The sequence below is a fragment of the Acinetobacter lwoffii genome (assembly GCF_024129115.1).
Lineage (GTDB): Bacteria > Pseudomonadota > Gammaproteobacteria > Pseudomonadales > Moraxellaceae > Acinetobacter > Acinetobacter lwoffii_T.
Map to the genome: position 1 here is coordinate 16,803 of NZ_JAMXXO010000006.1, position 15,103 is coordinate 31,905.

A 15,103-nucleotide genomic window follows, 5' to 3' on the forward strand; every position below is an offset into this window, starting at 1 on the left:
TCAGGCAAGCACACACAGAATGCCATGCTATTCAGAATTCCTATTGCCGCTATGGCATCACTTGCTCAAACATCCAGTTAGCTTCTTATAGTTTACTATTAACTTTAATAGTTCAATAATTATTAAATACATAATATATTCAATCCTTGTTTATAAGGTTTTTTGTTATTTTTTTGCATACAAAATTAATAATTACTGCTATCGTTATAGCATCAGAGGCTTCCTTACACTTTTCCTAAAACATAATTATAGAGATAAAAAATGTGGGAACTGTTTACTCATCCGTCAAATATCGTATTTAGTATCAGCCTGAGTCTGATGCTGATGTTTGCTGCACTGGAATGCATATTACTGCTGCTCGGTGGCGGCTCGCAGAATATGTTAGAACAGTTTTTGCCTGAAGACCCCCTGCAACCAGAAATTAATCCGGATCAACATCCCGGCTTTTTCACCAAAGTATTTGACTGGTTATATCTGGGACGTCTGCCTTTATTTATCTGGCTCATCATTTTTCTGACCAGTTATGGCCTAAGTGGTTTATTGATTCAGGGAATATTTGAACGCCTGACCAGCCAGCTCTTCAATGTATGGCTAATTTCCCCAGCCTGTCTGTTTCTGTGTATGCCGATAGTGCGCTGGCTTGCCATGGCTGCCAGCAAGCTTATGCCTCAAGATGAAACTTCTGCCATTTATAGTGACGAGCTTATTGGGCGTACCGCAATCATTATTCTGGGTGATGCCAAAGTCAACTCTCCTGCGCAAGCCAAAGTCCGGGATCAGCATGGCCAGACCCATTATGTTTTAGTCGAACCAGAAACCAATCAAATTTTAAATCAAGGTCAGAATGTCGTACTGACCCATAAAACCAAAAATGGCTTTCAAGCCACTGCACTCTAATTTTATTCAGCCAGAACCAAACTGAGACTTTATAACAATGTTAACTTTTGATTTATATAATATTTTAATTATTTCTGGAATTATTTTTGCAGCACTGGTGACCTTCGGTCTCATCATTGCGCGCCTATACCGCCGCTCCAGTAAAGAAATCTCCTTTGTGCGTACCGGTTGGGGTGGTGAAAAGGTGATTTTGGGCGGAGGCGCAATCGTGCTCCCAGTCTTGCATGAAATTATTCAAGTCAATATGAACACCCTGCGTCTTGAAGTGCGCCGTGCAGATGATCAGGCACTGATTACCCGTGACCGTATGCGCGTGGATGTCATGGCTGAATTCTATGTGCGGGTCAAACCTACCGCAGATTCAATTGCCACCGCAGCACAAACCCTTGGTCAAAAAACCATGTCACCGAATGAACTGAAAAATCTGGTGGAAGGTAAATTTGTTGATTCACTGCGCGCAGTGGCGGCAGAAATGGCCATGGAAGAACTGCATGAAAAACGCGTCGATTTCGTGCAAAAAGTTCAGCAAGTCGTTTCAGAAGATTTACATAAAAATGGTCTGGAATTGGAAACCGTTTCCCTGACTGGACTGGATCAGACCGGATTTAAATACTTCAATCCGCAAAATGCGTTTGATGCTGAAGGTCTGACCAAGCTCACTGAAACCATTGAAGACCGTCGTCGTAAGCGCAACCATATTGAACAGGATACCGATCTGGCGATTAAAACCAAAAATCTGGAAGCTGAACAGGCGCGCCTGCAAATTATTCGTGAAGAAGAATATGCCAAACTGCAACAAGAACGTGAAATTGCCATTCGCCGTGCTGAACAGCTGGCTGAAATTGCCGCTCAGGAAGCCGGCAAAAAACGTGAAGCAGAAGAAGCACAAATTGCCGCTGAACGAGAAGTCGACCTCAAGCGTATTTTAGCGGCCCGTGATGTAGAAAATGAGAATATCCAAAAAGCGCAGCTGATTCAAAAAGCCCAAGTCGAACAAAAGAAAACTATTGAGCTGGCCGAACAGGATCGTGCCATTGCCATTGCAGAAAAATCTCGCGCCGAATCTGAAGCCAAAGCGCAAGCCGATCAGGCACGTGCACAAGCGGTAAAAGCGGAAGAAGAAGTCATCACTGTACGCCAAATCCAGCAGGCAGAGCGTCAAAAAGCGGTTGAGCTGGTCGCAGCCAAAGAACACGCAGAAAAAGATGCAATTGCGATTACGGTTGCCGCTGAAGCCGGAAAACAAGCCGCAGCAGATGATGCAGAAGCAGTGCGGATTGCGGCTGAGGCGGAAGCAGAAAAAGTCCGCCTTAAAGCCAAGGGCGAAGCGGATGCGAAAATTCTACTGGCTCAGGCAATGGAGAAACAGTATCAGGTGGATGCTGAAGGTACACGTGCGGTCAATGAAGCCAATAACGTCCTGTCACCTGAACAGGTCGAAATGCAGATTCGTCTGGCCATGCTGAAATACTTGCCTGAAATTATCAGAGAAAGTGTCAAGCCAATGGAGAATATTGATGATATCAAGATTCTCCAGGTGAATGGCCTACATGGCGGTCATGCCGGTGCCTGTCAGGCAGATGCCCATCATGAGAATAGTAATGTTGCTCTTTCAGATCAGGTGGTGAATAGCGCCCTGCGTTATCGTAGCCAGGCACCGCTCATTGACAGCCTGATGAGTGAGCTCGGTATTCAGGGTGGAGATATTAATGGGATGACCCAAAGCCTTAAAGCTAAAACTTAAAAATAGACTGAGATATAAAAAAGCTCCCATCTGGGAGCTTTTTTATTAAAGGTCTAATGTGAATATCAAACTAAACCTTTATCTTTTAATACTTGCAGCATGGTTGAACCAAGTTCGGCTGGACTACGTGTATACGCCATACCCGCACGCTCAAAGGCAGCAAACTTTTCTTCTGCTGTGCCCTTACCACCTGAAATAATCGCACCTGCGTGACCCATACGTTTGCCTTTAGGTGCAGTCACACCCGCAATATAACCAACAACTGGCTTAGTCACATTCGATTGAATATATTCCGCAGCTTCTTCTTCCGCAGTACCGCCAATCTCACCAATCATAATGATAGCTTCAGTTTGTGGATCTTCCTGGAACAGTTTCAAGCAGTCAATCTGGTTCATACCCGGAATCGGGTCACCACCAATACCGATACAGGTCGACTGACCTAAACCGAGTTTTGTAGTTTGCGCCACAGCCTCATAAGTCAGTGTGCCTGAACGTGAAATAATCCCGATTTTACCGGGCTGATGAATATGTCCCGGCATGATCCCGATTTTACATTCACCCGGCGTAATAATACCCGGACAGTTTGGCCCGATCAGACGTGTGCCATTACCATTGGTTTCCAGATAACGCTTGGCTTTGAGCATGTCGATGGTCGGTACACCTTCAGTAATTACCACAATTAACTCAATGCCAGAATCAACCGCTTCAACAATAGAGTCCAGTACAAAGGGTGCCGGAACATAAATCACTGAAGCATCTGCACCTGTTTCTTTCACTGCTTCACGCATGGTATTAAATACAGGCAATTCTAAATGGGTTTGACCACCTTTACCCGGGGTTACACCACCCACGACTTTAGTGCCGTAGGCTAAAGCCTGTTCAGAATGGAATGTACCGTTTTTGCCTGTAAAGCCCTGTACCAATACTTTAGTGTCTTTATTAACTAATACGCTCATGTTAGATACTCCTTAAGCTTTTACAGCAGCAACGATTTTTTCTGCAGCGTCAGCAAGACCATGTGCAGAAATCAATTTCAAACTTGATTCATCCAGTAATTTTGCACCCAGTTCCGCATTGTTGCCTTCGAGGCGAACAACCACAGGAACTGTCACATTTACTTCCTGAACCGCTGCAATAATTGCTTCAGCAATCATGTCACAACGTACAATTCCACCAAAAATATTAATCAATACACCCTGGACAGAGTGATCTGCCAAGATAATTTTAAAGGCTTCAATCACACGCTCCTTGGTCGCACCACCACCCACATCCAGGAAGTTGGCTGGTTGACCGCCATACAGCTTAATAATATCCATGGTTGCCATGGCAAGACCGGCACCATTGACCATACAACCAATGTTACCCTCAAGTGCCACATAGTTTAGATCAAACTCAGAGGCTTTTAACTCACGTTCATTTTCTTGAGACTTATCACGCAAAGCAGCCACTTCAGGCAAACGGTACAGTGCATTCGAATCAATTCCGATTTTGGCATCGACACACAGAATGTCGCCGTTTTCACGCACAGACAGCGGATTGATTTCGAAAAGTGCAAAATCATTGTCTACAAATGCCTGATAGGCAGCCGTCATGACTTTAACAAATTGATTGATTTGTCCATCTTTGAGTTTAAGTGCAAAAGCAACTTCACGCGCCTGAAATGGCATTAGACCAACTAAAGGATCAACCTCAACTTTAATAATTTTTTCAGGGGTTTCTTCGGCCACTTTCTCAATTTCAACACCGCCTTCAGTCGATGCCATAAAAGTGATGCGGCGAGTCGAGCGATCCACCACAGCGCCCAAGTACAGCTCGCGCTCAACCGGATAAACATCCTCAGAAACTAAAATGCTATTGACCGGCTGACCATTGGCATCAGTCTGATAAGTCACCAAGCGTGAACCAATAATCTGGTTGGCATATTCAGCAGCCTCAGTAGCCGATTTCACTACTTTTACCCCACCAGCCTTACCCCGGCCACCCGCATGCACCTGTGCTTTCAATACTGCAAACTTTCCACCCAACTGCTCGAAAGCATGCACCGTTTCATCGGCATTGGTGGCAAGTATCCCTTCCTGTACAGGCATACCATATTTTTTTAATAGTGCTTTTGCTTGATACTCATGTAAATTCATTGAATAACCTTTTATTACTTCTTTGCCTTGTTATAACCCACTAGCACCCAGACGTCCGTCAAAGCAGTACCAGCATTTCTTAAAATCGTTATCTTTATTTTTAGATGATTGTTCCAATAAAAACAACCATGAAATGTAAAAAGAGCGACCTAAGTCGCTCTTTTTTCGAATTACTTACGCTTACGTTGGATCGCGTGAATCGCACGCCCATCAACTGCAAGTGCAGCTTCATGTACCACTTCAGAGAATGTCGGGTGACCGAAAGTCATCAACTGAAGATCTTCAACTGAAGATACAAACTCAAGCGCGATCATACCTTGGTGAACGATATCAGACGCAGCAGGTCCAATCACGTGCATACCGAGTAAACGATCCGTTTTTGCATCAGCAACAAACTTCACGAAACCGGCACCTTCACCCGCAGCTAAAGCACGACCGTTCACAGCAAAACCGAATTGACCCGTTTTAACTTCGTGACCTTTTTCAGTCGCTTGCTGTTCTGTTAAACCTACCCACGCCGCTTCCGGATGTGTGTAAATTACAGAAATAATGGTGTCATAGTTCACTTGTGCAGCATGACCGTGAATACGCTCAACCGCCATTACGCCTTCTTCCATTGCTTTATGCGCAAGCATTGGACCACGTACCAAGTCACCAATTGCGTATACGCCTTCAACTGAAGTTGCACACCAATCGTTGACTTCAACCAAACCGCGTTCAGTCAATTTAATGCCTGAATCATCAGCCAATAAACCTTCAGCATATGCGCGACGACCGACACAAACGATCAATTTATCGAAAGTTTCAGTTTTGTCTTCACCAGCTTGGTTATATTTAACCGTTACTTCACGACCATTGATTTCAGTACCTGCAACTTTTGCACCGATACGGATATCCATACCTTGCTTAGTCAACAGTTTTTGGAAGTCTTTTGCCAATGCTTTATCAGCCATTGGTAAGAATGCATCCATTGCTTCAAATACAACAACTTCAGCACCAAGACGACGCCATACAGAACCAAGCTCAAGACCGATCACGCCCGCACCAATTACACCTAAACGCTTAGGTACTTCTGGGAATTCAAGCGCGCCAGTAGAATCAACAATTAAGTCTTGATCTACAGGAGCTACAGGAATATTTACCGGTACAGAACCCGTCGCAAGAATCACATATTTAGGCTCTAAAACTTGAGTTTCACCTTCGTGAGAAACAAATTCTACTTTTTTACCTGCAAGCAGTTTACCCGTACCTTTTAACCACTCGATGCCATTACCTTTAAGTAACTGATCGATACCGCCAGTCAATTGATCTACAACTTTGTCTTTACGAGCCAGCATTTTAGAAAGATCGAATTTAACTTCACCAGTCGTAATACCATGGTCATCTAGATGTTGAACTGTATCTTCATAACGATGTGAAGAATCAAGTAAAGCTTTAGACGGGATACAACCGACGTTTAAGCAAGTACCACCTAAAGATGGTTTACCTTTATGAATACGTTTTTCGATACACGCAACTTTAAAACCAAGTTGAGCTGCACGAATTGCTGCTTCGTAGCCGCCCGGGCCACCACCAATTACGACTAAATCGAATTGAGACATGTTTATCTCCAACTAATCCCCCTTATTAATCCCCCTTTTCCAAAGGGGGATCTTCCCCTCTTTTTAAAGAGGGGTTAGGGGAGATTTTTAATGAATAAATTACAGATCAAGGATCAGACGCGCTGGCTCTTCTAACAATTCTTTGATTGTTACAAGGAAACCGACTGCTTCTTTACCATCGATTAAACGGTGGTCATAAGACAGTGCAAGGTACATCATTGGCAAGATTTCTACTTGACCATTCACCGCCATCGGACGTTCCTGGATTTTATGCATACCCAGAATCGCAGTTTGTGGCGTATTTAGAATTGGTGTAGAAAGCAATGAACCAAAAGTACCACCATTAGTAATAGTGAATGTACCGCCAGTCATGTCTTCGATGCCCAGCTTACCGTCACGTGCCTTGCCAGCATATGCACGGATGCCATTTTCAACTTCAGCATAGTTCATGCGGTCTGTATCACGAAGTACAGGAACCACTAGACCACGTTCAGATGAAACTGCAACACCGATGTCATAGTAACCGTGATACACGATGTCATCACCATCAATTGAAGCATTTACCGCTGGATAGCGTTTAAGCGCTTCAGTTGCTGCTTTAACGAAGAATGACATGAAGCCAAGACGCGCACCATGACGCTTCTCGAATGCATCTTTGTATTGAGCACGCATTTCCATGATTGGTTTCATGTTCACTTCGTTGAACGTAGTCAACATTGCAGTTTCTTGAGTTGCTGCAAGTAAACGTTCAGCAACACGCTTACGAAGACGAGTCATAGGAACACGTTTTTCGATACGCTCGCCCACTGCAACGCTTAATGGTTGCGCTGCAGGTGCTGCCGGTTTCGCCTGATGATTTGCCACATCTTCTTTCGTGATGCGACCGCCACGGCCTGTACCTGCAACATCAGCAGCTGCAACACCAGATTCAGTCAATGCTTTACGCACTGCTGGAGCCTGGTCCTGTACTTGTTGACGTTCAACGATCGGTGCATTACCCGCTTCAGTTTGCGCAGCAGCTTGTTCAACTTTTTCTTCAGACTGAACTGCTTGAGTTTGCGTAGCGCCAGAAACAGCACCTTCTTCAAACTGTGCAATGACTTCAGCTGAAAGAACAGTATCACCTTCACCTTTAATGATAGATGCAAGTGTACCGTCTGCAGGAGCAACAACTTCTAAAACAACTTTATCAGTCTCAATATCGCAGATCACTTCATCACGTGACACTGCTTCACCTGGTTGTTTGTGCCAAGTTGCGATCGTACCGTCCGCAACTGACTCTGGGAATACCGGTGCTTTAATTTCGGTTGCCATTACTTAGAATCTCCTGGATTATTCAGCGTCGATCGCAAGCGCGTCGTTGATGAGCTGAGCTTGTTGTTTTGCATGCAAATATGGTGAACCACATGCCGGTGCAGCAGAAGCTTCACGGCCTGCATAGCTAATACGTACTTGTTTACCCGCTTTCATCACATCGTCATACAGACGCGGTGCGATGAACAACCAAGCACCTTGGTTCTTCGGTTCTTCTTGCGCCCAAACGAGTTCTTTAACGTTTGGATATTGCGCAAGCACTTCTGCCAGGCGTTTTTCTGGGTATGGATATAATTGTTCAATACGTACAATTGCAGTGTTGTTCAATTCTTTTTCACGACGTTTTTCAACTAGGTCGTAATACACCTTACCACCACACAGAACCAGACGGGTTACATCTGACTTGTTGATGTTGTCTACTTCATCAATCACGGTTTGGAATGTACCGTTTGCAAGCTCTTCAAGGCTAGATACAGCAAGCTTGTGACGAAGTAAAGATTTCGGCGAAGTAACAATCAATGGCTTACGGATTGGACGAATCGCTTGACGACGTAATGCGTGGAAAATCTGCGCAGGCGTAGTCGGTGTGATGACTTGCATGTTGTCTTCAGCACATAGCTGCAAGAAACGTTCCAAACGTGCAGATGAATGTTCTGGACCTTGACCTTCAAAACCGTGTGGAAGAAGCATAGTTAAGCCACATACACGCTCCCATTTGGTTTCACCAGATGAGATGAACTGGTCAATGACAACCTGTGCACAGTTTGCGAAGTCACCGAATTGTGCTTCCCAGATGATCAAACTCTTAGGAAGAGTCGTCGCATAACCATATTCAAATGCCAATACAGCCATTTCTGACAACAAAGAGTCATAGATTGCAGTACGCGGCTGGTTTTCTTTCAGGTTACACAGTGGAAGATAAGTTGAACCATCTACCTGATTATGCAGTTTTGCATGACGGTGTGAGAAAGTACCACGACCTACGTCTTCACCCGTTAAACGAAGCAAGTAACCATCATCTAGTACAGTTGCATACGCCAGAGTTTCAGCAGCACCCCAGTTCAGAGGCATTTCACCCGTTTGCATTTTCAGACGGTCATCAATTACTTTTGCAACTTGACGCTGCATCACGAAGCCTTCAGGAAGCTCACGCATTTTCTTGCCAAGTTCTTTCAGACGTTCGATTGGGAAAGTTGTATCCCACTCGTCTGTGTACTCATGACCTAAGTAAGGCGTCCAGTCCACAAACATTTTTTTGTTTGGTTCAAGTACCAGTGCATTGGCAACGTGATTACCCGCTTCCAGGTCGGCACGGTAGTTTTCAACCATCTGATCTGCACTTGCGCGATCAAGAACACCCTGTTGTACCAGTTGGTCCGCATAAAGCGTACGCGTGGTCGCTTTCTTGTTAATCACTTGATACATCATTGGTTGAGTTGCAGCTGGCTCATCCGCTTCGTTATGACCACGACGACGGTAGCAGAACATGTCAATCACAACGTCTTTACGGAAGGTATGACGGAAGTCATGTGCCAATTGTGAAATGAACACCACAGCTTCAGGATCATCACCATTCACATGGAAGATCGGTGCCTGAATCATTTTTGCGATGTCAGTACAGTATTCTGTAGAACGTGCGTCACGTGGATCAGACGTCGTGAAACCAACCTGGTTGTTAATTACAATGTGCACTGTACCACCCACGGTATAACCGCGAGTTTGTGACATCTGGAAAGTTTCCTGGTTAACGCCCTGACCTGCAAATGCAGCATCACCGTGTACGATTAGTGGCAATACGTCATCGCCGCCAATGTCTTTACGACGTACTTGACGTGCACGTACTGAACCTTCAACCACAGGGCCAACGATTTCAAGGTGTGACGGGTTAAACGCCAATGCCAAGTGAACTTCGCCACCTGGAGTCATCACGTTTGAAGAGAAGCCTTGGTGATACTTAACGTCACCAGAACCTTTCTTGTGAATAGACTTACCTTCGAACTCACCAAACAGGTCAGCCGGGTTCTTACCCATGATGTTAACAAGAAGGTTTAAACGGCCGCGGTGAGGCATACCGATCACAACTTCTTTACAGCCTACAGAACCTGCACGCTGAATAATTTCGTTGACCATCGGGATGAATGCTTCACCACCTTCAACGCCGAAACGTTTGGCACCAACGAATTTATTACCAAGATATTTTTCTAGGCCTTCAGCCGCAGTTAAACGCTCAAGGACATGTTTCTTTTGATCAGCATTGAAGCCATATTGACCGCGTGCACTTTCTAGACGTTGTTGAATCCAACGTTTTTCTTTGGTGTCCACGATATGCATGTATTCAGCACCGATTGAACCACAGTAAGTGGCTTCCATTGACTGAACCATTTCAGCCAAAGTCGCTTCTTCTTTACCGATCGCCAAGTTACCAGTATTGAATACTGTGTCTAAGTCAGACTGAGTCAAACCATGCGCAGCAAGATCTAGATCAGGCACAACTTCACGCTTCGCCAAACCTAATGGATCCAGTTTTGCTTTCTGGTGGCCACGGTTACGGTAAGCAGCAATCAGCTGTAGCACGCCAATTTGACGACGTTCATGCTCTGAGCTGACTGTCGACTGAACAATAGGCTGAATACGGCTTGAATTGCGACCTAAAAGTAGGAATTGCTCACGTACATTACTGTGTGGTTGATCACCTTTTGGGAATTTATCGAAGTACGCTCTCCAGTCAGCACCCACTGAGTCTGGAGCAGTCAGATACTGCTCATAAAGTTCTTCAATATACGCTGCACTATCAGCGGAAAGTTCAGTGTCAAGACGCAGAGCGTCAGCAACTTCTTGCATTTGTGGACCCATTTCCTATTGCAAAAACATTTTCAGGATGCTTTTTAAGCAAAACCCAGGATTATTAGTATCAAATTGGTAATATGATACTAGTCCCCCATAAGGCATAAGCCATGAGGCGTTATCACCACACCAAGAAAATCTTGATATGTTTAATGAACAATAACGCCCCTCAGCGGCATCATCACTCATTGAATACCCGATCGAAACCGGGCAATTTTTTGCAAATCGACTTAGAAAAAAGCAAGCATTAACAAAGATTTTTTCTAAAGCGACTCGGGTCTACCTTTATATACCAGTCCCTGATTATGCAGTGTTTAAAAAATGTACCTGACGTGGCATTTTTAAACATAGTCATGGGCTAAATGCTAACATGATCTCAACTTTTCAATTGATTTTTTTGACACATACCTTCCATAAATTGGCTAAATACAGTTCTGATATTTTACTCTAATATATGGTGCTTTATCTCAAAAATAGATTCAATGTAGACTTAAGTCCTAAGCATTTCCGATAAATAAAAAGAGAGCAAACCTTTCAATCCACTCCCTCCCTAAATTTCCGTTATATAATAACATCGTTCTTGCTATTTTTCAGGTCAGTTTTACATCTAAAAATCATAAATACCCAAAATAATCACATGTTCTTCTTATATGGCGCTCAAAGCCAATATCCACTTCCCCACTATTTCACTCAACTTTATACATTTTAAGTATAGTATCTTTATTTTTATCTTATGATTTTTTAATTTTTCCAATAGCTTGCATAAAAAAAGCACACCTGAAGGTGTGCTTTTTTCTAAACTGCCAAGAGCAGCCTATTAGCCTGCCATATCTAAAAGCATATTACGGATGTGACCGATTGCTTTCGTTGGGTTCAAGCCTTTAGGACATACAGATACACAGTTCATGATGCCTTTACAACGGAACAAGGAGAATGGGTCGTCTAGACGAGCCAAACGCTCTTGTGTTCCAGTATCACGCGAGTCAATGATGAAGCGGTAAGCATTCAACAATGCTGAAGGACCCAAGAACTTGTCCGGGTTCCACCAGAATGACGGGCATGAAGTTGAACAGCATGCACATAGAATACATTCATATAGACCATCAAGATGCTCACGCTCTTCAGGAGACTGTAAACGTTCCTTAGGAGGCGCAGGCTGGTTGTTGATCAAGAATGGATGGATCTTGTTGTACTGATCATAGAACTGGTTCATATCAACCACCAGATCTTTCACTACAGGAAGACCAGGCAATGGACGAACAGTAATTTCATTTGGTAAATCGTTCAGGTTCCAAAGACACGCCAAACCATTTTTACCATTGATGTTCACGCCATCAGAACCACAAATACCTTCACGACATGAACGACGGAACGTTAAAGTTTCGTCCTGTACTTTCAATGCAAGAAGTGCATCAAGCAACATACGGTGCTTATCAGTCAGTTCAAGTTTGAAAGTTTGCATGTACGGTGCTTTATCCTTGTCAGGATCGTAGCGGTAGATATGAAATGTACGAGTACCTCTACTCATCTGAATTCTCCTGATTAGAATGTACGTGGTTTAGGTGGAATCGCGTCAACCGACAATGGACGGTAACGAACTGGCTTGTACTCTAAACGGTTGTCCGCAGAGAACCATAAAGTGTGCTTCATCCACTCATCATCACGACGACCATATGGGTATTCAGCATGGTCTGGAGACTCCTCAAAGTCTACAACCGTATGTGCACCACGGCATTCTTTACGAGCAGCAGCTGAAATAAGCGTTGCTTTCGCAACTTCATACAAGTTTTCAACTTCAAGTGCTTCAATACGTGCAGTGTTAAATACTTTAGATTTGTCTTTCAAGTGAATGTTGCGTACGCGCGGTTCAATTGCAAGAATCTGCTTCACACCTTCGTCTAGAAGCGCAGATGTACGGAATACACCAGCGTGGTCTTGAACGATGTCACGGATTGCATCAGCAACGTCTTGAGCATTCTCACCTGTAGTTGATTCGTCAAGTTTACGAATACGTTCAACAGTTTCTTGAAGCACAGTTGTTGGAAGCGGCTCATATTCACCATCGTGCTGTTTAGTAACATATTCAATGATATGTTGACCAGCAGCCTTACCAAATACAACCAAGTCAAGCAATGAGTTCGTACCTAGACGGTTTGCACCGTGTACAGATACACATGAACATTCACCGATTGCATAGAAACCTTTTACTGGCTTAGCAAAGTCACGACCTTCAGCATTGGTAGAGTAAACGTCGGTGTCTTTGTTGTAGTTAGCAACAAGCGCTTCTGTTTCAGGAGACTCAGGAACAACCACCTGACCATGAATATTCGTTGGAATACCACCCATTTGGTAATGGATTGTTGGTACTACAGGAATTGGCTCTTTAGTGATGTCAACGTTCGCGAATTTCTTGCCAATCTCGAATACAGATGGAAGACGTTTCATGATCGTATCCGCACCTAGGTGCGTCATATCAAGCAGGATGTAATCGCCTTTAGGACCACAACCACGACCTTCTTTGATCTCTTGATCCATAGAACGTGATACGAAGTCACGTGGCGCCAAGTCTTTCAAAGTTGGTGCATAACGTTCCATGAACGGTTCGCCGTCTTTGTTACGAAGGATTGCACCTTCACCACGACAACCTTCAGTCAACAATACGCCTGCGCCCGCAACACCCGTTGGGTGGAATTGCCAGAATTCCATATCTTGTAATGGAATACCTGCACGAGCAGCCATACCAAGACCGTCACCAGTGTTGATATAAGCGTTTGTAGATGCACGGTAAACACGACCAGCACCACCAGTAGCAAACAATGTAGCTTTTGCTTGGAATACTGCAATTTTACCAGTTTCCTGATCAATTGCTGTAACACCTAGAACGTCGCCTTTTTCGTTACGGATCAGGTCAAGCGCAATCCATTCTACGAAGAACTGAGTGCCCATTTTCACGTTGCTTTGATAAAGTGTGTGAAGAAGTGCGTGACCGGTACGGTCGGCAGCAGCACATGCACGTGGCACAGCTTTTTCACCGTAGTTTGCTGAGTGACCACCGAATGGACGTTGGTAAATTGTACCATCAGCATTACGGTCGAATGGCATACCCAGGTGTTCAAGTTCATAAACCACTTGAGGCGCTTCACGAGTCATGAACTCGATTGCATCTTGGTCACCTAACCAGTCCGAACCTTTTACAGTGTCGTAGAAGTGGTAGTGCCAGTTATCTTCTTGCATGTTACCAAGAGATGCACCAATACCACCCTGCGCTGCAACAGTGTGCGAACGAGTTGGGAATACTTTAGTCAGAACCGCAACTTTCAAACCAGCTTGAGCAAGTTGGTAAGACGCACGCATACCTGAACCACCACCACCAACGATGACAGCATCGAAAGTTTCGTGCGGAATATTTGTGTAATCTTCTTTAGGGTTTATAGCGCCCATGATTGTTTCCTATCAATTCGCCCAAAAAATCTGGATCGCCCAGATTGCATATGCAAGTACAGCAATGATCACTGCTGAAGTCAGTACAAGGCGTAAACCTGAAGCTGAAGGACCCATTTGACGAGTAGTCACATAATCCGTGAATACCTGCCACATGCCGATCCATGCGTGTGCAACAAGAGATAAGACCGCCAATAAAGACATAATCTTCATTGGAACTGTCATCATAAAGCCGTACCACTGTTCAAAGTTGAAACCACCATTCAGTAGAATCCAACCCAGTACAACAACGGTATAAACAGCTAGAACTACAGCACTGACACGTTGGAGAAACCAATCGCGAGAACCTGAACCTGTTAAACCAGTAGCGCTTTTCATTAGAGTACGATCCATACAAATGCTGCAACAATACCGATTGCAGACAAGATTAATGCGATAGTAGATGCAACACGGCCACTTTCTAGTTCTTCAGCAACGCCAATGTCAGCAAGTAAATGCTTAACACCCGCAATAAAGTGAAAAATCATGCCGGCGACAAATACCCATACAATAAAGCGAACAATGAAACCGTTAAAGATTTCTTGAACTTGCGCAAAACCTTCAGGCGAAGACAATGACTTGTCTAAAATCCATAGAAGGACCGGTACGAGTAAGAATACGATAACACCTGAAAGACGGTGTAGAATTGATGCAATAGCCACGGGTGATTTTAAGTTTACTTCTAAAACTTGACCCATGGACAAATTGACAGGTCTGTTGCTTTTCACAGCGGGCATCCTGTAAGTAAAAACTCCATCCGGAGTTTGTTGGAATTAATTCGAAGGAAAGCTGGCATTCTCAGGCAAATACATGCCTAAAATCAAAACGACACTGAATTATAAAACGTGAACTATTAAAATACAAACGGCTGAATTTGGCTTTTTGGATAAAAAAACATTAAATAAGAATCATTAACAACAATAAGTCAGACTTTATATATTATTCCACCCTTTCAATTCCTATCTATATGATTGTTTTTAAATAATTAAGATGATTAATTTACTCGGTTTTCAGCCTACAGGATCATGTTTGAGTTTTAGACTAAAGATGCACAGTTCCATCACAAATATTATTTAAATCTCTTTTTA

General features: G+C 43.9%; 11 protein-coding genes. 2 read left to right on the plus strand and 9 right to left on the minus strand.

The annotated features are described in order from the left end of the window. Window positions 1-261 precede the first annotated feature (261 nt). Together NI470_RS06875 and NI470_RS06880 are read left to right on the plus strand one after the other, a co-directional pair. Entirely contained in the window at window positions 262-897 is a 636-nt protein-coding gene (locus tag NI470_RS06875; RefSeq protein ID WP_005096292.1) for a YqiJ family protein, read from the plus strand. Between the two features lie 37 nt (window positions 898-934). Continuing rightward, the gene (locus NI470_RS06880) at window positions 935-2,641 is read left to right on the plus strand and encodes a flotillin family protein (RefSeq protein ID WP_253148026.1); all 1,707 of its coding nucleotides are present in this window, start codon (window positions 935-937) and stop codon (window positions 2,639-2,641) included. A gap of 65 nt (window positions 2,642-2,706) precedes the next feature. Here the strand turns inward: NI470_RS06880 and sucD are convergent, their stop codons facing one another. The 9 genes from sucD to sdhC form a co-directional block, all read right to left on the minus strand. After that, a complete protein-coding gene (gene sucD / locus NI470_RS06885) occupies window positions 2,707-3,597 on the minus strand; it encodes a succinate--CoA ligase subunit alpha (protein ID WP_004646291.1) in 891 nt (296 codons plus the stop codon). A 12-nt stretch (window positions 3,598-3,609) separates the two neighbouring features. Further along, window positions 3,610-4,776, minus strand: a complete 1,167-nt coding sequence (gene sucC, locus NI470_RS06890; RefSeq protein WP_085064490.1) for an ADP-forming succinate--CoA ligase subunit beta — start codon at window positions 4,774-4,776, stop codon at window positions 3,610-3,612. Between the two features lie 170 nt (window positions 4,777-4,946). Next, a complete protein-coding gene (gene lpdA / locus NI470_RS06895; RefSeq protein WP_004279436.1) occupies window positions 4,947-6,377 on the minus strand; it encodes a dihydrolipoyl dehydrogenase in 1,431 nt (476 codons plus the stop codon). 99 nt (window positions 6,378-6,476) lie between these two features. After that, a complete protein-coding gene (odhB, locus tag NI470_RS06900) occupies window positions 6,477-7,691 on the minus strand; it encodes a 2-oxoglutarate dehydrogenase complex dihydrolipoyllysine-residue succinyltransferase (protein WP_004279435.1) in 1,215 nt (404 codons plus the stop codon). A gap of 18 nt (window positions 7,692-7,709) precedes the next feature. Beyond that, entirely contained in the window at window positions 7,710-10,532 is a 2,823-nt protein-coding gene (locus NI470_RS06905) for a 2-oxoglutarate dehydrogenase E1 component (RefSeq protein ID WP_004279434.1), read from the minus strand. An 820-nt stretch (window positions 10,533-11,352) separates the two neighbouring features. Then, on the minus strand, window positions 11,353-12,063 hold the full coding sequence (locus NI470_RS06910; protein WP_004279433.1) for a succinate dehydrogenase iron-sulfur subunit: 711 nt from the start codon (window positions 12,061-12,063) through the stop codon (window positions 11,353-11,355). Window positions 12,064-12,077: 14 nt separating this feature from the next. Next, window positions 12,078-13,976, minus strand: a complete 1,899-nt coding sequence (locus NI470_RS06915; RefSeq protein WP_004279432.1) for an FAD-binding protein — start codon at window positions 13,974-13,976, stop codon at window positions 12,078-12,080. Between the two features lie 12 nt (window positions 13,977-13,988). Next, on the minus strand, window positions 13,989-14,354 hold the full coding sequence (gene sdhD / locus NI470_RS06920; protein ID WP_004279431.1) for a succinate dehydrogenase, hydrophobic membrane anchor protein: 366 nt from the start codon (window positions 14,352-14,354) through the stop codon (window positions 13,989-13,991). Further along, the gene (gene sdhC, locus NI470_RS06925) at window positions 14,354-14,752 is read right to left on the minus strand and encodes a succinate dehydrogenase, cytochrome b556 subunit (protein WP_004279430.1); all 399 of its coding nucleotides are present in this window, start codon (window positions 14,750-14,752) and stop codon (window positions 14,354-14,356) included. Before sdhC ends, sdhD begins: the two co-directional genes overlap by 1 nt. Window positions 14,753-15,103: the final 351 nt, after the last annotated feature.

Coding starts and splice junctions, on each gene's coding strand:
- NI470_RS06880 (WP_253148026.1), top strand. CDS start 935: ATGTTAACTTTTGATTTATATAATATTTTAATTATTTCTGGAATTATT.
- sucD (WP_004646291.1), bottom strand. CDS start 3,597: ATGAGCGTATTAGTTAATAAAGACACTAAAGTATTGGTACAGGGCTTT.
- NI470_RS06875 (WP_005096292.1), top strand. CDS start 262: ATGTGGGAACTGTTTACTCATCCGTCAAATATCGTATTTAGTATCAGC.
- NI470_RS06910 (WP_004279433.1), bottom strand. CDS start 12,063: ATGAGTAGAGGTACTCGTACATTTCATATCTACCGCTACGATCCTGAC.
- sdhC (WP_004279430.1), bottom strand. CDS start 14,752: ATGCCCGCTGTGAAAAGCAACAGACCTGTCAATTTGTCCATGGGTCAA.
- odhB (WP_004279435.1), bottom strand. CDS start 7,691: ATGGCAACCGAAATTAAAGCACCGGTATTCCCAGAGTCAGTTGCGGAC.
- NI470_RS06905 (WP_004279434.1), bottom strand. CDS start 10,532: ATGCAAGAAGTTGCTGACGCTCTGCGTCTTGACACTGAACTTTCCGCT.
- NI470_RS06915 (WP_004279432.1), bottom strand. CDS start 13,976: ATGGGCGCTATAAACCCTAAAGAAGATTACACAAATATTCCGCACGAA.
- sucC (WP_085064490.1), bottom strand. CDS start 4,776: ATGAATTTACATGAGTATCAAGCAAAAGCACTATTAAAAAAATATGGT.
- sdhD (WP_004279431.1), bottom strand. CDS start 14,354: ATGAAAAGCGCTACTGGTTTAACAGGTTCAGGTTCTCGCGATTGGTTT.
- lpdA (WP_004279436.1), bottom strand. CDS start 6,377: ATGTCTCAATTCGATTTAGTCGTAATTGGTGGTGGCCCGGGCGGCTAC.